This window comes from Bacillus sp. FSL R9-9834, assembly GCF_038006905.1.
Taxonomy (GTDB): domain Bacteria; phylum Bacillota; class Bacilli; order Bacillales; family Bacillaceae_G; genus Bacillus_A; species Bacillus_A pacificus.
Genome location: NZ_JBBOWD010000001.1, coordinates 5,087,100 through 5,110,272, shown reverse-complemented (window position 1 = coordinate 5,110,272; position 23,173 = coordinate 5,087,100). Strand labels below are relative to the sequence as shown.

The 23,173-nt window shown below is 38.3% G+C and carries 30 protein-coding genes; 28 read left to right on the top strand and 2 right to left on the bottom strand.

Annotated features, from left to right (window positions below; genetic code table 11):
• Nucleotides 1-266 precede the first annotated feature (266 nt).
• The 9 genes from prfA to MKY00_RS26780 all read left to right on the top strand — a co-directional run bounded on the left by prfA (nt 267) and on the right by MKY00_RS26780 (nt 6,479).
• Nucleotides 267-1,334, top strand: a complete 1,068-nt coding sequence (gene prfA, locus MKY00_RS26820) for a peptide chain release factor 1 (RefSeq protein WP_000887065.1) — start codon at nt 267-269, stop codon at nt 1,332-1,334.
• Nucleotides 1,334-2,185: a peptide chain release factor N(5)-glutamine methyltransferase gene (prmC, locus tag MKY00_RS26815; RefSeq protein ID WP_016719005.1), complete on the top strand. Its 852-nt coding sequence runs from the start codon at nt 1,334-1,336 to the stop codon at nt 2,183-2,185. Before prfA ends, prmC begins: the two co-directional genes overlap by 1 nt.
• Nucleotides 2,186-2,298: 113 nt before the next feature.
• The gene (spoIIR, locus tag MKY00_RS26810) at nt 2,299-3,162 is read left to right on the top strand and encodes a stage II sporulation protein R (RefSeq protein ID WP_029141238.1); all 864 of its coding nucleotides are present in this window, start codon (nt 2,299-2,301) and stop codon (nt 3,160-3,162) included.
• Between the two features lie 49 nt (nt 3,163-3,211).
• Nucleotides 3,212-3,670: a mechanosensitive ion channel protein gene (locus MKY00_RS26805; protein WP_000758435.1), complete on the top strand. Its 459-nt coding sequence runs from the start codon at nt 3,212-3,214 to the stop codon at nt 3,668-3,670.
• Between the two features lie 108 nt (nt 3,671-3,778).
• Nucleotides 3,779-4,819, top strand: coding sequence for an L-threonylcarbamoyladenylate synthase (locus MKY00_RS26800; protein WP_000557347.1), 1,041 nt, complete (start codon nt 3,779-3,781; stop codon nt 4,817-4,819).
• 77 nt (nt 4,820-4,896) lie between these two features.
• A complete protein-coding gene (locus MKY00_RS26795; RefSeq protein ID WP_000142468.1) occupies nt 4,897-5,445 on the top strand; it encodes a manganese efflux pump MntP in 549 nt (182 codons plus the stop codon).
• A gap of 19 nt (nt 5,446-5,464) precedes the next feature.
• Entirely contained in the window at nt 5,465-5,596 is a 132-nt protein-coding gene (locus MKY00_RS26790) for a hypothetical protein (protein WP_001037628.1), read from the top strand.
• Between the two features lie 81 nt (nt 5,597-5,677).
• Nucleotides 5,678-5,953 (top strand): DUF3935 domain-containing protein, encoded by a 276-nt coding sequence (locus MKY00_RS26785; protein ID WP_000197468.1) that lies wholly within the window; start codon nt 5,678-5,680, stop codon nt 5,951-5,953.
• A 10-nt stretch (nt 5,954-5,963) separates the two neighbouring features.
• On the top strand, nt 5,964-6,479 hold the full coding sequence (locus MKY00_RS26780; RefSeq protein WP_000065590.1) for a hypothetical protein: 516 nt from the start codon (nt 5,964-5,966) through the stop codon (nt 6,477-6,479).
• 496 nt (nt 6,480-6,975) lie between these two features.
• Here the strand turns inward: MKY00_RS26780 and MKY00_RS26775 are convergent, their stop codons facing one another.
• Both MKY00_RS26775 and MKY00_RS26770 read right to left on the bottom strand, forming a co-directional pair.
• Nucleotides 6,976-7,587 (bottom strand): flavin reductase family protein, encoded by a 612-nt coding sequence (locus MKY00_RS26775; RefSeq protein WP_014893403.1) that lies wholly within the window; start codon nt 7,585-7,587, stop codon nt 6,976-6,978.
• A 159-nt stretch (nt 7,588-7,746) separates the two neighbouring features.
• A complete protein-coding gene (locus MKY00_RS26770) occupies nt 7,747-8,133 on the bottom strand; it encodes a DoxX family protein (protein WP_016719003.1) in 387 nt (128 codons plus the stop codon).
• Nucleotides 8,134-8,520: 387 nt separating this feature from the next.
• On the opposite strand from MKY00_RS26770, the gene MKY00_RS26765 reads away from it, so the two are divergent.
• From MKY00_RS26765 to MKY00_RS26675, 19 genes are all read left to right on the top strand, one after another.
• Nucleotides 8,521-9,018 (top strand): PTS sugar transporter subunit IIA, encoded by a 498-nt coding sequence (locus MKY00_RS26765; protein ID WP_000473666.1) that lies wholly within the window; start codon nt 8,521-8,523, stop codon nt 9,016-9,018.
• 246 nt (nt 9,019-9,264) lie between these two features.
• Nucleotides 9,265-9,705 carry a low molecular weight protein arginine phosphatase gene (locus tag MKY00_RS26760; RefSeq protein ID WP_016719002.1) on the top strand — a complete coding sequence of 147 codons (441 nt, stop codon included), beginning with the start codon at nt 9,265-9,267 and terminating at the stop codon, nt 9,703-9,705.
• A 95-nt stretch (nt 9,706-9,800) separates the two neighbouring features.
• Nucleotides 9,801-10,244, top strand: coding sequence for a ribose 5-phosphate isomerase B (rpiB, locus tag MKY00_RS26755; protein WP_000869919.1), 444 nt, complete (start codon nt 9,801-9,803; stop codon nt 10,242-10,244).
• A gap of 66 nt (nt 10,245-10,310) precedes the next feature.
• Complete coding sequence (locus MKY00_RS26750; protein WP_029141237.1) at nt 10,311-10,883, top strand: TIGR01440 family protein; 573 nt, start codon at nt 10,311-10,313, stop codon at nt 10,881-10,883.
• A 216-nt stretch (nt 10,884-11,099) separates the two neighbouring features.
• The gene (gene glyA, locus MKY00_RS26745; RefSeq protein WP_000349818.1) at nt 11,100-12,341 is read left to right on the top strand and encodes a serine hydroxymethyltransferase; all 1,242 of its coding nucleotides are present in this window, start codon (nt 11,100-11,102) and stop codon (nt 12,339-12,341) included.
• Nucleotides 12,342-12,612: 271 nt separating this feature from the next.
• Nucleotides 12,613-13,242, top strand: coding sequence for a uracil phosphoribosyltransferase (gene upp / locus MKY00_RS26740; RefSeq protein ID WP_000517539.1), 630 nt, complete (start codon nt 12,613-12,615; stop codon nt 13,240-13,242).
• A 378-nt stretch (nt 13,243-13,620) separates the two neighbouring features.
• A complete protein-coding gene (locus MKY00_RS26735; RefSeq protein WP_000232961.1) occupies nt 13,621-13,734 on the top strand; it encodes a DUF4024 domain-containing protein in 114 nt (37 codons plus the stop codon).
• A gap of 26 nt (nt 13,735-13,760) precedes the next feature.
• Nucleotides 13,761-13,985, top strand: coding sequence for an AtpZ/AtpI family protein (locus MKY00_RS26730; protein WP_001171223.1), 225 nt, complete (start codon nt 13,761-13,763; stop codon nt 13,983-13,985).
• The gene (locus MKY00_RS26725) at nt 13,985-14,377 is read left to right on the top strand and encodes an ATP synthase subunit I (protein WP_000567600.1); all 393 of its coding nucleotides are present in this window, start codon (nt 13,985-13,987) and stop codon (nt 14,375-14,377) included. The genes MKY00_RS26730 and MKY00_RS26725 overlap by 1 nt, the downstream gene beginning before the upstream one ends.
• Before the next feature lie 7 nt (nt 14,378-14,384).
• Nucleotides 14,385-15,104, top strand: a complete 720-nt coding sequence (gene atpB / locus MKY00_RS26720) for a F0F1 ATP synthase subunit A (protein WP_000399870.1) — start codon at nt 14,385-14,387, stop codon at nt 15,102-15,104.
• Between the two features lie 56 nt (nt 15,105-15,160).
• Nucleotides 15,161-15,379: a F0F1 ATP synthase subunit C gene (gene atpE / locus MKY00_RS26715; RefSeq protein ID WP_000052064.1), complete on the top strand. Its 219-nt coding sequence runs from the start codon at nt 15,161-15,163 to the stop codon at nt 15,377-15,379.
• Nucleotides 15,380-15,508: 129 nt separating this feature from the next.
• A complete protein-coding gene (gene atpF, locus MKY00_RS26710) occupies nt 15,509-16,015 on the top strand; it encodes a F0F1 ATP synthase subunit B (RefSeq protein ID WP_001142617.1) in 507 nt (168 codons plus the stop codon).
• Nucleotides 16,012-16,554 (top strand): F0F1 ATP synthase subunit delta, encoded by a 543-nt coding sequence (atpH, locus tag MKY00_RS26705; protein ID WP_000064683.1) that lies wholly within the window; start codon nt 16,012-16,014, stop codon nt 16,552-16,554. Before atpF ends, atpH begins: the two co-directional genes overlap by 4 nt.
• Before the next feature lie 11 nt (nt 16,555-16,565).
• Complete coding sequence (gene atpA, locus MKY00_RS26700; protein ID WP_000027518.1) at nt 16,566-18,074, top strand: F0F1 ATP synthase subunit alpha; 1,509 nt, start codon at nt 16,566-16,568, stop codon at nt 18,072-18,074.
• Nucleotides 18,075-18,482: 408 nt separating this feature from the next.
• Nucleotides 18,483-19,343, top strand: coding sequence for a F0F1 ATP synthase subunit gamma (atpG, locus tag MKY00_RS26695; RefSeq protein ID WP_000157696.1), 861 nt, complete (start codon nt 18,483-18,485; stop codon nt 19,341-19,343).
• 364 nt (nt 19,344-19,707) lie between these two features.
• On the top strand, nt 19,708-21,114 hold the full coding sequence (gene atpD, locus MKY00_RS26690; RefSeq protein WP_001032591.1) for a F0F1 ATP synthase subunit beta: 1,407 nt from the start codon (nt 19,708-19,710) through the stop codon (nt 21,112-21,114).
• Nucleotides 21,115-21,134: 20 nt separating this feature from the next.
• The gene (gene atpC, locus MKY00_RS26685) at nt 21,135-21,536 is read left to right on the top strand and encodes a F0F1 ATP synthase subunit epsilon (protein ID WP_000847211.1); all 402 of its coding nucleotides are present in this window, start codon (nt 21,135-21,137) and stop codon (nt 21,534-21,536) included.
• 130 nt (nt 21,537-21,666) lie between these two features.
• Complete coding sequence (locus tag MKY00_RS26680; protein ID WP_016719000.1) at nt 21,667-22,452, top strand: DUF975 family protein; 786 nt, start codon at nt 21,667-21,669, stop codon at nt 22,450-22,452.
• Between the two features lie 49 nt (nt 22,453-22,501).
• On the top strand, nt 22,502-23,155 hold the full coding sequence (locus tag MKY00_RS26675; RefSeq protein ID WP_016718999.1) for a DUF975 family protein: 654 nt from the start codon (nt 22,502-22,504) through the stop codon (nt 23,153-23,155).
• Nucleotides 23,156-23,173: the final 18 nt, after the last annotated feature.

Here is a 23,173-nt window from a genome sequence, read left to right as displayed (position 1 = left end):
TCGCTGCGCAAGGCGGGTTTTTTTCAGAATAGAGAGTGTGAGTGGTGTGAGCCACTTGCGCTTTAAGTTGTGATATCTAGCTCCAGCGGCTAGCTCTTCGCAGCTAAGAACCTTCCGCCCGAAAGGTAAAAAGCACCTTTAGGTCGAAAGAACCTTAGCTGGTCAGAGCTGAATGAGCTACCACCACTTTTAAATATAATTTGCGTTTTTTTGAGTAAGTACCATATACTATTTGTATTAGATACTAGGATGTAGAGGTGAATGATGTGTTAGATCGTTTGCAAGCTGTAGAAAATCGTTATGAGAAGTTAAATGAATTGCTAAGCGACCCAGCAATTATTAGTGATTCAAATAAGCTTCGTGAATATTCAAAGGAACAGTCTGATATACAGGAAACGGTAGAGGTGTATCGTGAGTATAAGGATGTTCGTGAGCAATTAAAAGATGCGAAAGCAATGTTAGAAGATAAGTTAGACGCAGAAATGCGTGAAATGGTAAAAGAAGAGGTTTCTGAGTTAGAATCACAAGAAAAAACATTATCAGAGCGTCTGAAAATTTTACTTGTACCAAAAGACCCTAACGATGATAAGAACGTTATCGTTGAGGTTCGTGGAGCTGCTGGTGGCGACGAGGCCGCTTTATTTGCTGGTGACTTATACCGTATGTATAGCCGTTACGCTGAGGTGCAAGGTTGGAAAACGGAGATTATCGAGGCTAGCTATACAGAGTTAGGTGGATATAAAGAGATTATCTTTATGATTAACGGTAAAGGTGCTTTCGCGAAGCTGAAATTCGAGAATGGCGCTCACCGTGTACAACGTGTTCCTGAAACGGAATCTGGTGGACGTATCCATACATCTACAGCAACTGTAGCTGTATTACCAGAGGCAGAAGAAGTAGAAATTGATATTCATGAGAAAGATGTTCGTGTTGATACATTCGCTTCTAGTGGACCTGGTGGACAGAGCGTTAATACAACGATGTCAGCGGTACGTTTAACGCATTTACCGACTGGTGTAGTTGTATCATGTCAGGATGAGAAATCACAAATTAAGAATAAAGAAAAAGCGATGAAAGTATTACGCGCACGTGTTTATGATAAGTTTAGACAAGAAGCACAAGCTGAGTATGATCAAAACCGTAAACAAGCTGTTGGTACGGGTGATCGTTCAGAGCGTATTCGTACGTATAACTTCCCGCAAAACCGTGTTACAGACCATCGAATCGGTTTAACGATTCAAAAGTTAGATCAAATCTTACAAGGTAAGTTAGATGATTTCATCAATGCCTTAGTAATGGAAGATCAGGCTCAAAGGATGGAGGCAGCTGAGTAATGCGTGTCTATGAAGCCCTGAAATGGGCTTCTTCTTTTTTACAGGAGAATGGACGAGATGAAAATGCGGGAGAAATTGTCCTTTGTCATGTATTAAAGACGAATAGAACAGGATTATTGATGAATATGCGTGAAGAAATAACTGCGGAACAAGAAAAAAGTTTTACAGAGTTTATCCACAAGCATGTAGAAGGTATTCCTATTCAATATATGATTGGTCATGAAATGTTTTATGGAAGATCGTTTTTTGTGAATGAAGAAGTATTAATACCAAGACCAGAAACAGAAGAGCTTATAGTAGGAGTGTTAGAAAGAATCGAGCGTCATTTTGGTGATGAGAAACTACATGTAGCAGATATCGGTACAGGTAGTGGAGCGATTTCGATTACGCTTGCTTTGGAAAATAAAAATCTTCATGTGTATACGGTAGATATTGCGCAGGAGTCGATTGAAGTTGCAAAAGAAAATGCGAAAACTTTGGGCGCAGAAGTAACATTCTATCATGGTGATTTATTATCACCATTTTATGAAACGGGTCAAAAGTTAGATGTTGTTGTTTCAAATCCTCCATATATACCGGAAGAAGATTGGCGTGGTCTTTCTCCAGTGGTGAAAGAGCATGAGCCAAAGAGAGCGCTTGTTGGTGGTGAAGACGGATTAGATTTCTATCGCCGCTTTATGGAAGAGTTGCCGAATGTGTTGCAGAAGAAAGCAATTGTCGCATTTGAAATTGGAGTAGGGCAAGGTGAGGACGTGAAAGGGCTGTTACAACAAGCATTTCCACATGCTCATGTTGAGGTTGTTTTTGATATTAATGGAAAAGATCGTATGGTATTTGCGGAGATGGAGTAAGGTTTACACCTTACTCTATTTTTTTTGTGGAAAAATTCATATAGATTTTGAATTTAATAGTTTAGAAAGATGAAAGTCTGTCTACACTGTTTGTAGAAGGGGCGGTGGAGGAAATGAAAAAACAAGTTATTGCTTATCTTCTTCTATTATTAATTGGTGCACAGTTACTTGTGCAGTTTGGATATATGAAAGCTGATGCGAAAGGGCCTTCAGTTATTCCGAAAGAGGCCGTTCGATTACGGATTTTAGCAAATAGTGATTCAGATAAAGACCAGGCGTTAAAGCGCAAAGTGCGTGATGAAGTAAAAGCACAAATTGATGGATGGGTAGCTGATTTAACTTCATTTGAAGAGGCACGCAAGGTCATTCAAAGTCATATTCCAGAAATCGAAAAAACAGTAGCAAATACGTTGAAAAAAGAAGGAAGTAAAGATTCATTTCAAGTGAAATTCAGTAAAAATGTAAAGTTTCCTACAAAGGTATATGGGAATTTTATTTATCCGGCAGGGGAATATGAAGCAGTCTTAATTACAATTGGGGAAGGTGAAGGGGCAAACTGGTGGTGTGTACTATTTCCACCAATGTGTTTCTTAGATTTTTCAAGTGGTACAGCTGTAAGGAAAGAAGAACATGTTGTGAAGGCTGAATCTCCTGAAGAGGAGCAAGTGAAACAAATAGATGATGAAGAAGTAAATGCAGAAGAGAAAAAAGGGGATGAGGTGAAAGAAAAGAAAGTTGTAAAGCAGGAAGTCGCAAAAAAAGTAACAGCTTCTGAAAAAAAAGTAGTAAAAAATGAAACGAAAGTAGAAGAACAACCTGCAAGTAAAGAGGAAACAAAAACTGTGGAAAAAGTGGAGAAACCTGTGGAACAAAAACAAGAAAAGCGAAATGAGTATGTAAAAGTAGAAGAGGAAGAAGAAAAGCCGGAAGTTAAGTTATTTATTGTAGAAGCTTTTACATCTTTATTCTCTAAATAGTACTATTCGTAAATCCCTTCTCATATATAAAAAAGAGGAGGGATTTATTATGAAGAAGGTATATTTTGCGACAAAGGCAGATGTGGAAAGATTGCATTCTTTTTTCGGACAAGCTAATAAAAAAGATGATAAAATAAATGAGTTGTACGCACAGTTTATGATTTTGGAAGAGGCGGAAGAAATACGGGCAGTCATTGGATATGAACAAAGTGAAGAAAACGCACTTATTCGTTCTTGTTTATTCACACCTAATGTGGATAAACAGACTTTCTTATATTTTTTTGAAATGTTTTTGCAGTATATGAAAGAAAAAAATATTCGACAATTGTACTTACTAACAAATCATCCACAATCTATAACGATCTTTCAGTTTTTTGACTTTGTTACGATAGAGAAAGAGAACGTACCAGAGGGAATTCGACAGTTAGAACACTTTTGTAAAAATATAAAAGAGCCAAATGCAATAATACTAAATTGTCAGCTATTCACAAAGTTATCCACGGATTAATTAGGTTTATCCACATTTTGTGGATAAACCTTGTTTGTCTTTTGGATAAATCTCATAGTAAACTAAAAATAGACAAGTATTTCAGGGTAGAAAAGGACGTGGGAAAAAATGCATACAAATATGTGGGTTGTGGATAATGTTGTGGAAAGAAAAAAATATTATCCACAGTTACAAGAAGCAGCAAAATTATTAAGGGAAAATGAGGCGATTGCCTTCCCTACAGAAACGGTATATGGACTAGGTGCAAACGCGATGAATGATGAAGCGATTGCGAAAATTTTTGAAGCGAAAGGAAGACCGAGTGATAATCCACTTATTGTCCACATCGGTACAAAATCGCAGTTAGATGGTATTGTGAAGGAAATTCCGCCAGTTGCAGAACAGTTAATGGAGCATTTTTGGCCGGGCCCTTTAACAATTATTTTACCTAGAAAAGAAGGGATTTCAGAGAAGGTAACGGCAGGACTTAATACGGTTGGAGTAAGAATGCCTGATCATCCGGTAGCTCTTGCTCTTATTGAAGAGGCAAATGTACCTGTTGCAGCACCTAGTGCAAATCGTTCAGGTCGTCCAAGTCCGACGTTAGCATCTCACGTATATGAAGATTTAAATGAGAAAATCGCAGGTATTGTAGATGGTGGTGCAACAGGAGTCGGTGTTGAATCGACTGTAATTGATTGTACGAGCGCTGTTCCAACGATATTACGCCCAGGTGGAATTACGAAAGAACAATTGGAAGCGGTGATTGGCACGGTTTCTTTAGATCCGGCTCTAAAGGATGAGAAGGAAAAACCTAAATCACCTGGAATGAAATATACACATTATGCACCGAAAGCGCCGCTAAGTATTGTTGAAGGTTCACGTGAATTTATTCAGCTTATTGTGGATAAGAAAAAGGAAGAAGGATTCAAAGTCGGTGTATTAACGACAGAAGAGTATCAGCATGTATATAGCGCGGATGTTGTATTATCTTGTGGTGTTCGAAGTGATTTAGCTAGCGTTGCGACTAAATTATATGATGTACTTAGAACATTTGATGCAAGTGAAGTGGATGTTATTTTTAGTGAATCATTCCCGAATGAAGGAATAGGGAATGCCATTATGAATCGTTTAACAAAAGCGGCAGGACATCAAATTATTACTGAATGATAAGGTACGATTAGCAAACAGAATATTTCTCCTCGGATAAGCATATTGTGAAGTAGCACGTCCGAGGAGGGACATGAATGACGTTTGAACAGCTAATACCTTTAATAATTATGGCATTCGCCTTAGGGATGGATGCATTTTCGGTGAGTCTTGGTATGGGAATGATGGCCTTAAAGATAAGACAGATCCTGTATATCGGTGTGACGATAGGGATATTTCATATTATCATGCCATTTATTGGGATGGTATTAGGTCGTTTTTTATCAGAGCAGTATGGAGACATTGCACATTTTGCAGGTGCTATTTTATTAATAGGACTAGGATTTTATATTGTGTATTCCTCTATTTTAGAGAATGAAGAGACTAGAACAGCCCCTATTGGAATTAGTTTATTCGTATTTGCATTTGGTGTTAGTATAGATAGTTTTTCAGTAGGGCTTAGTCTTGGTATTTACGGAGCACAGACAGTTATTACGATATTACTCTTTGGATTTATTAGTATGTTATTAGCGTGGACTGGTTTATTCATTGGTAGGCATGCGAAAGGTATGCTCGGTACATACGGTGAGATAGTAGGTGGTATCATTTTGGTTGGATTTGGATTATATCTCCTTTTTCCTATATAATTTTAAGGGGGAGGGCGTTATGAACAAATTATTGGAATGGTATATTCGATTTGTAACTTTTTTTCCGAGATGGTTACGACTACTTGTTATTTGGGGTATTATTTTACAAATTTCAATTTTAGGTTGGATTAAATTAATTCGCGAATGGTAAGATAGTTCCTTTCTGTGCATAGTTTTGTTTGTACTATACTGATTGCGCTAAAAAATTAAACATATAGAAAGGATGAGATGGATGACGAGATTGAAGCAAGTTTTTGGTATTATTATTAGTTTTTTTGTTTTTTGGTTTAGTATGCTCGGTGTACAAATGTTTGCTGAGTTTTTAGATATTGAGTCATTGAAGTTTGTTGCAGGGAAAACGGAGGCAGCGCGTGCCTTTTATTCTCCGTATCCATTTATAATTGTTTTTCTTATTACATTGCTTTCCCTATATTTCTTAGTCATTAAGCTTGGGAAACCGAAAAAAGAGAAAGTACCTACTTTAGAGGAGCAGAAAGAAGAGATATAAGGGGGATACTATGTCTAACATTTCTTTGGCAGAAGCTGTAAAATTAAAAAGTGTATTATCGAAAAGGATACATGAATTAGAAGAAGAGATGAACCAAATTGGATTTGTTGAAATTGAAAAAGGTGATACACTTCCAAAACAGACGCGTACATTGGTACAAGTTGAACAGGAGCTAGATGAAGTTCGCGCTGATTTTCGTCTTTTAGATAAATTAATGTATGAAGCAAATATCCGAAATGAAGTGAATTTCAACGGAGAGAATATAACGATTGTTGAAGCGATAGAACTTGCAACGCAGTTACGTGCAAAAGCTCGAAAGTGTAAAGAGTTTGGCGTGAGTAAGAAAGAAGAACATGTATATTCTTACGGTGAAACATCATCGCTTGTAAAAGTAGCCATGTTTGATCCAGAAGTATATCGTGTAAAAGGTTTAGAGTTAGAGAGACAAGCTAATAGGTTATCTAACTTAATTAATGCGAAAAACTATGCCATTGAACTAGACTTTGATGGTGAAAAATACTTTTAAACCTTGAAGTGGTGAGACTCTGCTTCAAGGCATAGAAGAAGACCACTTTTGTAAAAATGAGATTTGTGATGGCCAAAGGACAACCAATCATCCAATAACCGATCACACTGTTACTTTTTACCGATGACCAATAATGGTAAAAGAGGTCGATGACCAATACTGAAAAATTATTTTTCTTCTTCTATGAAAGGGGTGTACCAAATTAATTTGGTACACCTTTTTATATTATTGTTACTTCCATTCTGAGGGGACGCTTCCTATCCAGTTCCAGCGGCTAGAATGGTCGGTGGCTTCGCGTCTTCCTACGAGGCAAAAAGCGCCTCTACGTCAGAAGCTCCATCCTCCTCCCATTCTGAGCGAGCCGCTTCCGCTTTTAAATATTATCCAGCTCCAGCGGCTAGAATCTCCGGCCATTTCACTCTCTCGCTCGAAGCAAAAAGCGCTTCAAGGTCGAGAGTTCTAATGTCCTGCGATTCTGAGCGAGCCGCTTCCGCTTTTAAACTGGCCTCACTAATTCAAATTGTTCTCCTAGTTTTGCGTAGTTGTGTCCTGCTAGGCGGCTTACTGGTTTTAGTCCTTCTGCATGAATGCGTCCATTTTCGTATAGGTGGTCTGCGACGTGGAAACGAACGACGCGTCCGATTAGTAGATCGCAAGCCGGTGAGTCTTCTGTTCCGCCGAGAGGGATTGCGCGTTCTAGTACGCATTCCATTCGAATATTTGCTTCTTTTACACCTGGAACGGAGATGACATCACTTTCAATTGGTGTTAATTTTGCTAGTTCAATTTCACTTTCATTTGGAGGGAGATTAGCTGCTGTTTCGTTAATTGCCGCTACGTATGATTCATCAGAGATATGTACGACAAATTCTCCTTTTTCAATTGCGTTTCGGGAAGTGTCTTTTCTTTCTCCAGCTTTTCGTTGTACAGAAACTGAAATAAGTGGTGGATTAGCAGCGACAATATTGAAATAACTATATGGTGCGCCGTTTAATACGCCGTCTTTTGTTACAGAAGTAACAAATGCGACAGGGCGTGGGATGATACTTCCCGTTAATAATTTGTAATTCTCTTTTTCCGATTGTTCATTTGGATTAATGGATAACATGATTGAAATCCCCTTTCTAAATATGACGACTTATTGTTTGTTTACAAGATGTTAGTGGAAAACTCCTGCTGAAAATAATATTTTTATTACATAAAAAGAACTTACTTCAACTACAATGAAGTAAGTTCCACCTAAATAATCTCGAATTCAAGATAAAAATTATAGTAAAACGTATGCGCCAGGACCGATTAAAGCTACACTGATAGCAACAGCGATTAACATTAAGTTATATTCATATCCATTTTGAGTTACCCAGTAACCGTTTTTTCCATGAACAGTGAAGATCGCCATTAACATTGTTCCAACGATAAATAATGAACCGATTGCAGTGAAAATACCTGATGCGAATAAGAAACCACCTAATAATTCAGTTGCGCCAGCCATAAATGCCATAAATACACCAGGGCGTAAACCGATTGATTCCATCCAGCCACCTGTTCCTTTTAAACCGTAACCGCCGAACCAACCAAATAATTTTTGAGCACCATGACCCATGAATGTAATACCTATAATAAGACGAATAATAAGAAGACCGAAATCCATCATTTTTGAAAACCTCCTAAAAGTTATTAACTTATCTTACGTAAGTAATAATAAAATAGTTACTTACTTTAGTCAAGTGGATTTCGAAAAAAGTTTGAAAAAAATTTTACAAATTAACAACAAAAAATAAAATGTAGTAAAGACCTCTAGACAAGTTGGGTAAAAAAAGAGAAAATATAAGTAGAAGTTAACTTCTTATTGTTATTCAGACAATCAGAATTGACTGGAATTTTGTGAGACGCTACAATAAGAGTCTAGTAGTAATGACGTAATTTATTTCGAAAGCGTTTTTACAGTATAATATTCGAAGTATGAGGTCTTACGTTTATTCTGATCTTTAATAGAGATTGCCCTATAAACTTTTAGGTAAATTATAAGGAGGACTATCCTATGTTTAAAAAATTATTCGGTCTTGGTTCAAAAACAAATGAAGAAACAATCGTAGCTCCATTAACTGGAGCAGTGAAAAATATTGAAGAAGTACCAGATCCAGTATTCGCTGGTCGTATGATGGGTGACGGTGTTGCAATCGATCCTACTGAAGGTGTAGTTGTATCTCCAGTTGATGGCGAAATCGTACAATTATTCCACACGAAACATGCAATTGGAATTAAAGCGAAAAACGGTACAGAAATTTTAATCCACGTTGGATTAGAAACTGTAAAAATGGAAGGTGAAGGTTTCGAAGCTCACGTTTCTGAAGGACAAGCTGTAAAAGCTGGAGATAAATTAATCTCATTCGACTTAGAATTAATTCGTGAAAAAGCGAAAAGCACAATTACTCCAATCGTTATTACAAACACAGATGCAGCTGAGTCTATTAAGACAACTGTAGGTGTAACTGCTACAAAAGGTTCAACAGAAGTAATGAAAGTTACAATGAAATAATTATCACATGAAAGGAATCCGTTTCGTATGAAATGGATTCCTTATTTTGTTTTGTAGTCTGTTCCTTATATATGGTAAAATACTTTGGGCACTTGGAAATAGGGTTTCACATATATGTGGATAAGGCGCATTTTTCTTAGAAAAAATATAAGAGAAATGCGCCTTTCGTATATTCACATTTCTTTTGTTCTATTGTAATGTACGCTATGATAAAAGGAAGGAAATAGAGAAAAGGGGTGGGTTTAGATGAAACGAGTATTATTTGTTTGCACTGGAAATACATGCCGTAGTCCGATGGCTGAGGCGTTACTGCGCCATTATGGAGAAGGTAAGTTTGAAGTGCAATCTGCTGGTGTTTTCGCCTATCCTGGAAGTGATGCGTCGGTACATGCAAAAGAAGCTTTAGCTGAAAAGGGAATTGCAATCGATCATGCTTCACAGCAGGTAAACGAAGCCTTAATTGATTGGGCAGATATTATAGTAACAATGACGGAAAACCATAAGGAAATTATCCTTGGGCATTATCCGAGTGTTGAAGGGAAAGTAGATACATTATATGGAGTAACTGAGGGGATGAGTAAGGATATTTCAGATCCATTCGGCGGATCTCTCTCTATTTATAAAGAAACATTAGAAGAGATGGAAAAACTTGTACAAACTTTACTGAAAAAACATTCAGAAGGTTGATGTTTCGTGTATAATACGATATTGGAGATCACTTCGTCCCATTAAAGGATTAAGTGAGAATGAAGATAATGGATTGAAACTTTGGAGGGGTAAAAATGAAAGTAGTAGTAGCATCTGATCACGGCGGTATGAATATCCGTAAAGAACTTGTAAGTTTATTAGAAGAGTTAAATATTGAATATATTGATTTAGGTTGTGAATGTGAAGCTGGTTCTGTTGATTACCCTGATTTTGCGTTTCCAGCAGCGGAAATGGTAGCAAATGGCGAAGTAGATCGTGGTATTTTAGTTTGTGGGACAGGCATCGGTATGTCAATTGCTGCAAACAAAGTAAATGGTATTCGTTGTGCGTTAGTTCATGATACTTTCAGTGCGAGAGCAACGAGAGAGCATAACGATACAAACATGTTAGCAATGGGCGAGCGTGTAATTGGTGCTGGTCTAGCACGTGACATCGCAAAAATTTGGTTAACAACTGAATTTGAAGGCGGCCGTCATGAAAACCGCGTAGGAAAAATTAAAACATACGAAGCAAAGTAATAGATTCTAACTAGAAGCAGTAGGAAATATAATTTGGTGAACCAACCTGTGAAAGGAAGAGGCGTAATGACAGAAATCGTAAAGGTAAGAGAACAGCTACAAATTTCGCTTTCTGATTTCCAAGAACAAGCTTCATTACAAAGTGGTCAAATTTTTGTAGTGGGGTGTAGTACGAGCGAAGTGCTAGGAGAAAGAATTGGGACATCAGGAACGATGGAAGTAGCAGAGGCGATTTTTTCTGAGTTAAAACAATTTCAAGAACAAACAGGTATTGAGTTGGCGTTTCAATGTTGTGAGCATTTAAACCGTGCTGTAGTAGTTGAGAAAGAGTTGGCGATGAAATATCAATTTGAAATTGTAACAGTTACGCCTGTTAGATCAGCAGGTGGTGCATTAGCAACATATGCTTATCACAATTTGAAAGATCCGGTAGTAATTGAGTTTATTAAAGCAGATGCGGGAATGGATATTGGTGATACATTTATCGGTATGCATTTAAAGCACGTAGCTGTTCCGGTTCGTACTAGTGTGAAGGAAATTGGAAGTGCACATGTAACGATGGCAACAACACGTGGAAAGCTAATTGGTGGAGCACGTGCTGTTTATGCGGCGAAGGAAGAGACTATCACTTGCCGTTAAAGTTATGAATAAGGTATGTTGTCTGACTTTATTATAGAAGAAAGAAAAGACCGAAAATCGGTCTTTTTTTTCTTTTATGATATAGAAAGTCATGTTAGAATGTAGTTGAAAACATGAAGGTTCGAAAGAATTACAACCTGAATTTTCGTTTTTTCTGAATAAATAAGAAAAAACTGTTGGGAATCGATGTAATTCGTTCAGAAAAGGGGGATTTTGGTGGATCATTTAAAACGTCAAGATGAAAAGGTATTTGCTGCAATTGAGGCAGAACTAGGAAGACAGCGTTCGAAGATTGAGTTAATTGCTTCGGAAAACTTCGTAAGTGAAGCAGTAATGGAGGCGCAAGGTTCTGTTTTAACGAATAAGTATGCTGAAGGATATCCTGGGAAACGTTACTATGGTGGTTGTGAACATGTAGACGTAGTAGAAGATATCGCACGTGATCGCGTAAAAGAAATTTTCGGCGCAGAGCACGTAAATGTTCAACCGCATTCTGGTGCACAAGCGAACATGGCAGTATACTTCACGATTTTAGAGCAAGGCGATACAGTACTTGGTATGAATTTATCTCATGGTGGTCACTTAACACACGGAAGCCCTGTTAACTTCAGTGGAGTACAATATAATTTCGTAGAATATGGCGTGGATGCTGAATCTCACCGTATTAATTACGATGATGTATTAGCAAAAGCGAAAGAACATAAACCAAAATTAATCGTTGCAGGTGCAAGTGCGTACCCTCGTGTTATCGATTTCAAACGATTCCGTGAGATTGCAGATGAAGTGGGCGCATACTTAATGGTTGATATGGCACATATCGCAGGTTTAGTAGCGGCTGGTTTACATCCAAATCCAGTGCCACATGCACATTTCGTTACAACAACAACACATAAAACATTACGTGGTCCACGTGGTGGTATGATTTTATGTGAAGAGCAATTTGCAAAACAAATTGATAAATCAATCTTCCCTGGTATTCAAGGTGGTCCACTTATGCACGTAATCGCTGCAAAAGCTGTTGCGTTTGGTGAGGCACTTCAAGATGATTTCAAAACATATGCACAAAATATCATTAACAATGCGAACCGCTTAGCTGAAGGTCTTCAAAAAGAAGGACTTACACTTGTTTCTGGTGGAACAGACAATCACTTAATCCTAATTGATGTTCGTAACCTAGAAATCACAGGTAAAGTAGCAGAGCACGTATTGGACGAAGTTGGTATTACAGTGAACAAAAATACAATTCCATTTGAAACAGCAAGCCCATTTGTAACAAGTGGTGTACGTATCGGTACAGCAGCTGTAACATCTCGTGGTTTCGGTTTAGAAGAAATGGATGAAATTGCGTCACTTATTGCTTACACATTAAAAAATCATGAAAATGAAGCTGCATTAGAAGAAGCACGTAAGCGTGTAGAAGCGTTAACGAGCAAATTCCCAATGTACACAGATCTATAATAGATTGAAGAAGGCTGCTGAGACGTAATTGTTTTAGCAGTCTTTTTTGTGGACATATATTGTTCTTTAAGTATGTATACAAATGATGAATAAATTTTGGCGATATAATGAAGGATACAGCTCCCATAATTGGTAAAGATACTAGATAGATTCATCGGAAATCATGACTTTTCCAAATTTGCCCTTGAATATTAGTAGCGTTTTCTTTACAATCGTAAATAGTGTAAAAAAGCGTGCAAACGCATGAATATCATCTAAAGGAGAGATTCACATGGGAAAACTGTATGTATTTGATCACCCGTTAATTCAACATAAGATTACATATATTCGCGACAAGAATACAGGTACGAAAGATTTTCGTGAATTAGTGGACGAAGTAGCAAGCTTAATGGCTTTTGAAATTACTCGCGACCTTCCACTTAAAGACATTGAAATTGAGACGCCTGTAAGCAAAGCGACAACAAAAGTGATCGCTGGTAAAAAACTTGGTTTAATTCCGATTTTACGTGCAGGTTTAGGAATGGTTGATGGAATTCTGAAATTAATTCCAGCAGCAAAAGTAGGACACGTTGGCTTATACCGCGACCCTAAAACATTGCAACCGGTAGAATACTATGTGAAACTTCCAACGGATGTAGAAGAGCGTGACTTTATCGTACTAGATCCGATGCTAGCAACAGGTGGTTCTGCAGCTGAAGCAATTAACTCTCTGAAAAAGCGCGGCGCAAAACAAATTAAATTAATGTGTATCGTTGCAGCTCCAGAAGGAGTAAAAGTAGTACAAGAAGAACATCCTGATGTTGATATTTATGTAGCAGCATTAGATGAGAAATTAAATGACCACGGATATGTAGTACCAGGTCTTGGTGATGCTGGTGACCGTTTATTCGGAACGAAGTAAGACAACTGACGAGCAGGGGGATTCCTCAGCTCGTCTTTTTTTGATGTAAGCAAGTAGGGGAGGGGAGAGGATAAATATACATAGTATATACAACATAAGTTGCATACACATCACATATAATATAGAAGTCTTACGTCTAAAGAGCACTATATTATGGAAGGAAAGCGTTATATCGTAAAAATATAATAGTGACAAACTTGTGAACATTTCCTTCTATTATAAAGAGAAAACTGTTAGAAATTGCATATCTCTAACCAGTATTTAGAAGGGGAACGTTTTCATTTTTGGGAGGAAATGACTAATACTCAAATTTTTTGATTTTTTACGATTTCTCGTTGACACTGTTAATACCCTATTGTATGCTAACAACGGGGATAGATGGTAGGGCTTTCAGTGACAAAAATACATCTATTCCGTGACGAAAATGTAAACTTTTTATTTTGTATAGGATTTATGCAAAAAAATGAGTTATTATTAACACATCGTGAATGAGGGTTACATATTGGAGGGATGAATCCTTGCAAAAAAACGATCGCAGCCATATAAAAGCTTATGCTTTAATGTCAGGTATTCTTGCTCAGTTAGTCGGTTCTATTCTTGTTGGAATCTTTGGTGGGCAGTGGATTGATAATAAGGTTGGAACGTTTCCATTGTTTCTTATTATAGGGTTATTACTCGGATTAGGAACAGGGGTATACGCAATGATTCGACTCATTCGACATTACTATTCGGGAGAGCAATGATGATAGACGTACATGGACTTGTCCAAAGACAAAAGAAATATATGTACTACTTGCTTGCGCTTCTAGTGCTAGGATGGGGATTCACCTCTTACAAGGATGTATTTCTTGGACTGATTATCGGGACGATTTTCAGTTTTCTTAGTTTGCGCATCATTGCACGTAGAACAGACAAGCTGTTGGATCGCGTGACAAATGGAGAAAACGTGAAGTTTAAGGCGACAGCGGTAAGTACATATTCAAGATTCGCCACGATTGGGTTATTAATTTTATTTGCAGCCAAATATCAAGAGTTAATTGCGATGTGGGGCTTAGGTGTAGGATTGCTGACAGGATACCTTGTCATGATCATAGATTTTCTTTATTTAGAGTATAAGAGCAGGGAAGAGAGGTGAATTACTAGTGGAACACGGTAAATTAGTTGAATTTCTAGGTTTAACGTTCGATTTGTCATCAGTTATGATGGTTACTGTAGCAGCAGTTATTGTTTTCTTAATCGCTGTTATCGGAACTCGCAGCTTAGCCCTTCGCCCAACAGGAATGCAAAACTTCATGGAATGGGTGTTTGACTTCGTGAAAGGGATTATCAATAGTACGATGGACTGGAAAACAGGTGGACGTTTCTTAACGCTTGGCGTTACGCTTATCATGTTTATCATCGTATCGAACTTCCTTGGTTTACCATTCATGTATTCAGCAACTGAAGCTGGCGAACATATTGCATGGTGGAGATCACCAACGTCTGATCCAGCAGTTACATTAACATTAGCCGTGATGGTAGTTACCCTCACCCATTATTATGGAATTAAGATGAAGGGTACGAAAGAATACGTAAAAGGTTATTTCCAACCTATGAAATTCTTATTCCCATTAAAGGTTATTGAGGAGTTTGCTAACACATTAACGTTAGGTCTTCGTTTATTTGGTAACATTTATGCAGGTGAGATCTTATTAGGATTACTTGCTAAGTTGGGCGGAGCATCATTCCTTGGAGCATTAGGTGCACTTGTACCGATGTTAGCATGGATGGGATTCAGTGTATTCGTTGGATCAATCCAAGCATTTATTTTCGTTATGTTAACGATGGTTTATATGGCTCATAAAGTAAGTCATGACCATTAATATAATTTAAGTAAGAAAAAATTTATTTTTTTATAATACAAAGGAGGACAAATTAAATGAGTTTAGGTGTAATCGCAGCTGCAATTGCAATTGGTTTATCAGCATTAGGTGCAGGTATTGGTAACGGTCTTATCGTATCACGTACAATCGAAGGTGTTGCTCGTCAACCAGAATTAAAAGGCGCACTTCAAACAATTATGTTCATCGGGGTTGCTTTAGTTGAGGCACTTCCAATCATCGGTGTAGTTATTGCATTCATCGTAATGAACAAATAAGGGAGACTCCCCTTACATAGATGGCGAAGAGTGTTTTTCCGAACTTTCTTCGCCATTGCTTTATGAACGAAACGTATGTCTTTTTTTTTCATATGATCAATTTAGATATTTTGAAGGGAGTGAATCCTTGTGCCAACTTTATTATTAGGGGCTGCCATTCCATTTGGAACGATTGCTTATACATTGTTCATTTTCTTACTTCTATTAGTAATGCTACGCAAATTCGCGTGGGGTCCTTTAATGGGGATTATGAAAGAACGTGAAGAGCATGTTACTAATGAAATCGACGCTGCAGAAAGAAGTAACGCTGAAGCGAAGAAGTTAGTAGAAGAACAACGTGAAATGTTAAAACAATCACGTGTTGAAGCACAAGAGTTAATCGAAAGAGCGAAAAAACAAGCTGTAGATCAAAAAGATGCTATTGTTGCTGCTGCGAAAGAAGAAGCAGAATCAATTAAAGCATCTGCTGTACAAGAAATTCAACGCGAAAAAGAGCAAGCGATTGCTGCTTTACAAGAACAAGTTGCTTCTTTATCTGTTCAAATTGCTTCTAAAGTAATTGAAAAAGAATTAAAAGAAGAAGATCAAGTGAAGTTAATTCGCGATTATATTAAAGAAGTAGGAGAAGCGCGATGAGCAATGGGATTGTAGCAAAACGTTATGCTGTCGCTCTTTTTAAAATTGCTAAAGAAAAACACGTATTAGAAATGTTTGAAGAGGAATTACGCCTTGTACAAAACGTTTATGTAAAGAACGGAGAACTACATAGCTTTTTAACGCAACCGAACATTTCAAAGGAACAAAAGAAAACGTTTCTTGCAAACGTATTCGGGTCTGTTTCTGAATCTATTTTAAATACGTTATATATTTTAATTGATAACAAGCGCATTGATATCTTACCTGAAATTGCAGATGAATATGTTGTTCTTGCTAATGAAGAACGTAACGTAGCGGACGCAACTGTATATTCTACTCGTCTTCTATCAGAAGAAGAAAAGCTTAACATTGCAGAAGCATTTGCAAAGAGAACAGGAAAAGATGCAATTCGCGTAAAAAATGTTGTAGATGAAGATTTACTAGGCGGCATTAAAGTACGTATTGGAAATCGCATTTATGACGGAAGTTTACAAGGAAAATTAGCACGTATTCAGCGTGAATTAATGAAGAATAGATAGGGGTGAAGCACATGAGCATCAGAGCTGAAGAAATTAGCGCACTGATAAAGCAACAAATCGAGAACTATCAGTCTGAAATCGAAGTTAGTGATGTTGGTACAGTTATCCAAGTTGGTGACGGTATCGCGCGTGCTCATGGTCTTGATAACGTTATGGCTGGTGAACTTGTAGAGTTCTCTAACGGCGTTATGGGACTAGCACAAAATTTAGAGGAAAACAACGTAGGTATTATCATTTTAGGACCTTACACAGAAATCCGTGAAGGTGACGAAGTTCGTCGTACTGGTCGCATCATGCAAGTACCAGTAGGAAAAGAACTAATTGGTCGTGTTGTAAACCCATTAGGTCAACCAGTTGATGGTTTAGGCCCAATCAATACAACAAACACTCGTCCAATCGAAAGTCCAGCACCAGGTGTAATGGATCGTAAATCTGTTCATGAGCCACTTCAAACAGGTATTAAAGCGATCGACGCTCTTGTACCAATTGGCCGTGGTCAACGTGAGTTAATCATCGGTGACCGTCAAACAGGTAAAACAGCAGTTGCACTAGATACAATCATTAACCAAAAAGATGAAGATATGATTTGTATTTACGTAGCTATCGGACAAAAAGAATCAACTGTACGTAACGTAGTAGAAACACTACGTAAGCATGGTGCATTAGAGTACACAATCGTTGTAACTGCATCTGCTTCTCAACCAGCTCCATTATTATACCTAGCTCCTTACGCTGGTGTAACAATGGGTGAAGAGTTCATGTACAATGGTAAACACGTATTAGTAGTATATGATGACTTATCAAAACAAGCAGCAGCTTACCGTGAGCTGTCATTACTATTACGTCGTCCTCCAGGTCGTGAAGCTTACCCAGGGGATGTATTCTACTTACATTCTCGCTTATTAGAGCGTGCAGCAAAATTAAGTGATGCAAAAGGCGGCGGTTCTTTAACTGCACTACCTTTCATCGAAACACAAGCAGGGGACGTATCAGCTTACATCCCAACAAACGTAATCTCGATTACGGATGGACAAATCTTCTTACAATCTGACCTATTCTTCTCTGGCGTACGTCCAGCGATCGATGCGGGTACTTCTGTATCTCGTGTAGGTGGATCTGCTCAGATTAAAGCAATGAGTAAAGTATCAGGTACACTTCGTCTTGACCTTGCATCTTACCGTGAGTTAGAAGCGTTCGCTCAGTTCGGTTCTGACTTAGATAAAGCAACTCAAGCGAAACTAAACCGTGGTGCTCGTACTGTTGAGGTATTAAAACAAGGATTACACAAACCGTTACGTGTAGAGAAACAAGTTATCATTCTTTACGCTTTAACACGTGGATTCCTAGATGATATCCCAGTAGTAGATATCACTCGTTTCGAAGAAGAATTCCATGCTTGGTTAGATTCTAATGCGACTGACTTATTAGAAGAAATCCGCACAACTAAGAAACTTGCGGATGATGACAAATTTGCAGCAGCAATTAATGGATTTAAAAAAGTATTCGTAGCTTCTGAATAATAATAAAAAGTGAAGCCGACTGTTCAGCCCCATCGGCTAAGGTTCTTTCTCACAGAAGGTGCTTTTTACCTTCTTGTGGGGAAGGTTCTTAGACGAAAGGGGCTAGGAGGCGGAACTAGATTAATAAAAGCGGAAGCGGCTCGTCCTGAATGTGAGGGGGATGGAGCTTCTGACGAAGAGGCGGTCTTTGCCTCGTAGGAAGAAGTGAAGCCACCGAGCATTCAAGCCGCTGGAGCTAGATAATATAAAGGCATCTCGGGCTTTGGGATTGCCGACGGTTGTGAAAGGAAAAGAGTAGGTGCACCTATTCTTTTCCTTCAATCATGAGCAAGAATATCTTGCAACGTAGATTAGGAAGAGGATTCTTACTAATCGTGCCAACTTCCGGAAAAAAGGTGGTGAAAACCTGTGGCATCTTTACGCGATATAAAAGCGAAGATTAACTCGACAAAGAAAACGAGTCAAATTACGAAAGCGATGGAGATGGTATCTGCATCTAAGTTAAACCGTGCAGAGCAAAATGCTAAATCTTTCGTTCCGTATATGGAAAAGATTCAAGAAGTAGTAGCGAGCATTGCGCAAGGAAGTAAAGGAATTAATCATCCAATGCTAAATGCGCGTCCTGTAAAGCGTACAGGATACATCGTTATTACATCTGATCGCGGACTAGCAGGTGGTTATAACAGTAACGTATTACGTACAGTAAGTAACGTAATTCGTGAACGTCATAATATGGATTCAAACCAATATTCAATTATTGTGCTTGGACGACTAGGACGTGATTATTTAAAACGTCGCGGCTTTAACATCATTGATGAAGTAGTTGGATTATCTGATCACCCATCATTCACTGATATTAAAGACCTTGCTTCTCGAGCAATTGCGATGTTCGCAGATGGTGCTTATGATGAGCTGTATATTTACTACAACCATTACGTAAGTAAAATTTCACAAGAAGTAACGGAAAATAAAATTTTACCGCTTACTGATGTGGCGTCTGATAAACCGACGACAGCTTATGAATTCGAACCTTCTGAAGAAGAAATTTTAAAAGTACTATTGCCACAATACGCAGAAAGCTTAGTGTACGGTGCATTACTAGACGGTAAAGCAAGTGAGCACGCAGCGCGTATGACAGCAATGAAGAGTGCTACAGACAACGCAATGGAAGTTATCGATTCACTTACACTTTCATTCAACCGTGCGCGTCAGGCAGCGATTACGCAAGAAATTACGGAAATCGTTGGTGGAGCAGCAGCGTTAGAGTAGTAATAAAAAGTGGAAGCGGCTCGTCCAGAACAGGAGGGCATTGGAGCTCCTGACAAAGAGGCGCTTTTTGCCTCGTAGGAAGGCGCGAAATGACCGACTGTTCTAGCCGCTGGAACTAGATTCAATAAAAAGCGTAGGTGGCTTGTCCAGAAGGGGAGGGCATTGGAACTCCTGACAAAGAGGCGTTCTTTGCCTCGTAGGAAGGAGTGAAATGGCCGACCCTTCTAGCCACCGGAGCTCGATTTAATAAAAAGCGGAAGCGGCTCATTCAAAAGAGCCGCGTAAGCTTATAAACCAATAAAAAATTAAAAGCTAGCTGCTCGTAGAAAGTTGGCTAATTAAAAGAAAGCTAGGAGGGAACCCGATGAATAAAGGGCGCGTTACGCAAATCATGGGTCCGGTTGTAGACGTTAAGTTTGATGGCGGAAAGCTACCAGAAATCTACAACGCCCTTACGGTAAAACAGAGCAACGAAAACGGTGAACTTAACTTAACATTTGAAGTTGCACTTCATTTAGGTGATGATACAGTTCGTACAGTTGCGATGTCTTCCACAGATGGACTTGTTCGTGGCACAGAAGTAGAAGATACTGGTAAAGCAATCTCTGTACCAGTTGGTGATGCAACACTTGGTCGCGTATTTAACGTATTAGGTGATGCTATTGACTTAGATGGTGAGGTTCCTGCGGATGTACGCCGTGATCCAATTCACCGTCAAGCACCTGCATTCGAAGAATTATCTACTAAAGTAGAAATTCTTGAAACTGGTATTAAAGTAGTAGACTTACTTGCTCCTTACATTAAGGGTGGTAAGATCGGTCTATTCGGTGGTGCCGGTGTAGGTAAAACAGTATTAATTCAGGAGTTAATCAACAACATCGCACAAGAGCACGGTGGTATCTCTGTATTCGCTGGTGTAGGTGAGCGTACTCGTGAGGGTAATGACTTATACCACGAAATGAGCGATTCTGGCGTAATTAAGAAAACTGCGATGGTATTCGGACAAATGAACGAGCCACCTGGAGCACGTCAACGTGTTGCATTAACAGGCTTAACAATGGCTGAATACTTCCGTGATGAGCAAGGACAAGACGTACTTCTGTTCATCGATAATATCTTCCGTTTCACGCAAGCAGGTTCTGAAGTATCTGCCCTTCTTGGTCGTATGCCATCTGCGGTAGGTTACCAACCAACACTTGCAACAGAAATGGGTCAATTACAAGAGCGTATTACATCTACAAATAAAGGGTCTATCACGTCTATCCAAGCGGTATATGTACCAGCCGATGACTATACTGACCCAGCACCAGCTACAACGTTCGCTCACTTAGATGCAACAACAAACTTAGAGCGTCGTTTAACACAAATGGGTATTTACCCAGCCGTAGATCCATTAGCATCTACATCTCGTGCACTTTCTCCAGAAATCGTAGGAGAAGAGCATTATGAAGTGGCTCGTCAAGTACAGCAAACTTTACAACGTTACAAAGAGCTTCAAGATATCATCGCTATCTTAGGTATGGATGAGTTATCTGAAGAAGATAAGTTAGTTGTACATCGTGCTCGTCGTATTCAATTCTTCTTATCTCAAAACTTCCACGTAGCGGAGCAGTTTACAGGTCAAAAAGGTTCTTACGTACCTGTAAAAGACACAGTTCGTGGTTTCAAAGAAATTCTAGAAGGAAAATATGATGACCTTCCAGAAGATGCATTCCGCTTAGTTGGTGGCATTGAAGAAGTTATTGAAAACGCGAAGAAAATGATGGCGTAAGGCCTTAGGAGGGACGAAGTATGAAGACATTTCCAGTCAGTATTGTAACTCCTGATGGACCGGTTTACGAAAAAGAAGTAGAAATGGTAAGTGTAAAAGCAGAGAGTGGGGAAATGGGGATTTTACCAGGTCACATTCCAACTGTTGCACCATTAAAAATTAGTGCAGTTCGTCTGAAAAATGGTGGACACACTGATTATGTAGCAGTAAGTGGTGGCTTTATCGAAGTTCGTCCAGATAAAGTAACTGTATTATCATCATCTGCTGAAGAAGCAAACCATATCGATATCCATCGTGCAAATGAAGCGAAGCGTCGTGCGGAGCAACGTCTGCAAGATAAACAAGCACATGTTGACTTTAAACGTGCAGAAATGGCATTGCAACGTGCTGTGAACCGTTTAAACGTTTCCGATATGAAATAAAAAATTCGTAAAGGCTTTGCCTTTACGAATTTTTTTGTGGATTTTATGGATAATTTTACAAAAATGGTATAATTATATCAGCGCTCGTATAAGTAGAGAATGTACAACAATTTATAAAGGAGATGAATAAATGATTGGTGAAATGAAACGAGAAGCATTGCAATCTTTAAAAGGAAAATGGGGACTAGGTGTTGGATCAACGATTTTATATTTTATTTTAAGTTATGTTGTTTCAATGGCTGCAATGCTTATACTTTTAATTCCAGGAATTATTATATTTTTCTCGTTTGCTGGTTTAACAGGTTCACTTGAAGAGGAAACAATGTCAATTGGAGCAGGTGTTACATTCGGGATTTTTTATTGCATTATGATAATTTTGAGTAACGCATCGTATGGGATTACATCATACGGTTATACAAATGTGTTTTTACAGATTAGTAAACGAGAAGGTGCTAAAGTAGATCACTTATTCGAAGGATTTCGTGGCTTTAAAAGAATGATGAAAACAATGTGGGCAATGCTTGCGATTTTATTATATACAGGTACATGGATTCCGATGTTGCTAGTAGCCTTATTTGCATTTTTGGGTGAAGAAGGAAATACGTCGTTTGCTATTGCTTTCTTTGTACTATTAGCTATTTCAATCGTTGGTATGATTGTGATGTACTTTTCTTATGCAATGACGTACTATGTTATGGTTGAAAATCCAGAGTATAGTGTATCACAAGCTATGAAAGAAAGTAAGAATCTGATGAAGGGGCACAAATTAGATCTATTTCTTTTATGGCTAAGCTTTATCGGTTGGGCTATTTTAGCGATTTTTACACTTGGAATAGGTTTTTTATGGCTTAGTCCGTATGTGAGTACAACGACAGCGCATTTTTATCGCTACATTTCAAAGGGTGAATTGCAGTAGGAATATGCTATACTAATAGAATTATTGTGTATAGGAGGCGAGGCTAAACATGATTAGTGATTTAAAAGGAGAAGCACTGGACTCATTAGAAGGGAAATGGGGATTAGCTGTCGGGGCAACATTACTGATTTCGATTCTTCTTACGACCTTTAGTTTTAGTATTGAGTGGGTATTTTCTTCAATTTTTGATTGGAAAGAAACGAAAAATTCAATTTCAATAAATATCATTACATTTTTTGTTACTGGGCCTTTAACTTTAGGTGGATATTATCTTGCTTTAAATATCCTTCGTGAAAAGCAAGCTAGTATCGGTAATGTGTTCATTTGGTTTTCAGAGGGAAAGAGATTTTTAAAGTCATTTTTATTATATTTATTAGTAAATTTTTATCTTTTCTTATGGACGTTACTGTTCATTATCCCAGGCATTATTAAATCATTTTCTTATGCGATGACGTACTTTATAATAAATGATCACCCTGAGTATTCTATAAATCAAGCGATTACAGAAAGCCGTCGTATGATGGATGGGCATAAGATGGAGTATTTCATTTTATGTCTGAGCTTTATTGGTTGGTTTATATTAAGTTGTATTACACTCGGGATTGGATTCTTATGGCTAATTCCATATTTTTATACGACGTCAGCAGCCTTTTATGAAGAGATTGCAGAGGAATATTACGAGAAAAAAATTCCAACACTATAAAGTGGAGCATCCCACATT

Excerpts from the sequence above, each read along its gene's own strand:
- MKY00_RS26775 (WP_014893403.1), bottom strand. The coding sequence starts at position 7,587 with ATGTTATCCATTAATCCAAATGAACAATCGGAAAAAGAGAATTACAAA.
- MKY00_RS26800 (WP_000557347.1), top strand. The coding sequence starts at position 3,779 with ATGCATACAAATATGTGGGTTGTGGATAATGTTGTGGAAAGAAAAAAA.
- MKY00_RS26750 (WP_029141237.1), top strand. The coding sequence starts at position 10,311 with ATGACAGAAATCGTAAAGGTAAGAGAACAGCTACAAATTTCGCTTTCT.
- MKY00_RS26795 (WP_000142468.1), top strand. The coding sequence starts at position 4,897 with ATGACGTTTGAACAGCTAATACCTTTAATAATTATGGCATTCGCCTTA.
- atpE (WP_000052064.1), top strand. The coding sequence starts at position 15,161 with ATGAGTTTAGGTGTAATCGCAGCTGCAATTGCAATTGGTTTATCAGCA.
- MKY00_RS26725 (WP_000567600.1), top strand. The coding sequence starts at position 13,985 with ATGATAGACGTACATGGACTTGTCCAAAGACAAAAGAAATATATGTAC.
- atpD (WP_001032591.1), top strand. The coding sequence starts at position 19,708 with ATGAATAAAGGGCGCGTTACGCAAATCATGGGTCCGGTTGTAGACGTT.
- MKY00_RS26805 (WP_000758435.1), top strand. The coding sequence starts at position 3,212 with ATGAAGAAGGTATATTTTGCGACAAAGGCAGATGTGGAAAGATTGCAT.
- MKY00_RS26770 (WP_016719003.1), bottom strand. The coding sequence starts at position 8,133 with ATGATGGATTTCGGTCTTCTTATTATTCGTCTTATTATAGGTATTACA.
- atpH (WP_000064683.1), top strand. The coding sequence starts at position 16,012 with ATGAGCAATGGGATTGTAGCAAAACGTTATGCTGTCGCTCTTTTTAAA.
- MKY00_RS26765 (WP_000473666.1), top strand. The coding sequence starts at position 8,521 with ATGTTTAAAAAATTATTCGGTCTTGGTTCAAAAACAAATGAAGAAACA.
- MKY00_RS26680 (WP_016719000.1), top strand. The coding sequence starts at position 21,667 with ATGATTGGTGAAATGAAACGAGAAGCATTGCAATCTTTAAAAGGAAAA.
- upp (WP_000517539.1), top strand. The coding sequence starts at position 12,613 with ATGGGAAAACTGTATGTATTTGATCACCCGTTAATTCAACATAAGATT.
- atpC (WP_000847211.1), top strand. The coding sequence starts at position 21,135 with ATGAAGACATTTCCAGTCAGTATTGTAACTCCTGATGGACCGGTTTAC.
- MKY00_RS26760 (WP_016719002.1), top strand. The coding sequence starts at position 9,265 with ATGAAACGAGTATTATTTGTTTGCACTGGAAATACATGCCGTAGTCCG.
- MKY00_RS26735 (WP_000232961.1), top strand. The coding sequence starts at position 13,621 with ATGGTAGGGCTTTCAGTGACAAAAATACATCTATTCCGTGACGAAAAT.
- MKY00_RS26790 (WP_001037628.1), top strand. The coding sequence starts at position 5,465 with ATGAACAAATTATTGGAATGGTATATTCGATTTGTAACTTTTTTTCCG.
- MKY00_RS26785 (WP_000197468.1), top strand. The coding sequence starts at position 5,678 with ATGACGAGATTGAAGCAAGTTTTTGGTATTATTATTAGTTTTTTTGTT.
- rpiB (WP_000869919.1), top strand. The coding sequence starts at position 9,801 with ATGAAAGTAGTAGTAGCATCTGATCACGGCGGTATGAATATCCGTAAA.
- prmC (WP_016719005.1), top strand. The coding sequence starts at position 1,334 with ATGCGTGTCTATGAAGCCCTGAAATGGGCTTCTTCTTTTTTACAGGAG.
- MKY00_RS26675 (WP_016718999.1), top strand. The coding sequence starts at position 22,502 with ATGATTAGTGATTTAAAAGGAGAAGCACTGGACTCATTAGAAGGGAAA.
- spoIIR (WP_029141238.1), top strand. The coding sequence starts at position 2,299 with ATGAAAAAACAAGTTATTGCTTATCTTCTTCTATTATTAATTGGTGCA.
- MKY00_RS26780 (WP_000065590.1), top strand. The coding sequence starts at position 5,964 with ATGTCTAACATTTCTTTGGCAGAAGCTGTAAAATTAAAAAGTGTATTA.
- atpA (WP_000027518.1), top strand. The coding sequence starts at position 16,566 with ATGAGCATCAGAGCTGAAGAAATTAGCGCACTGATAAAGCAACAAATC.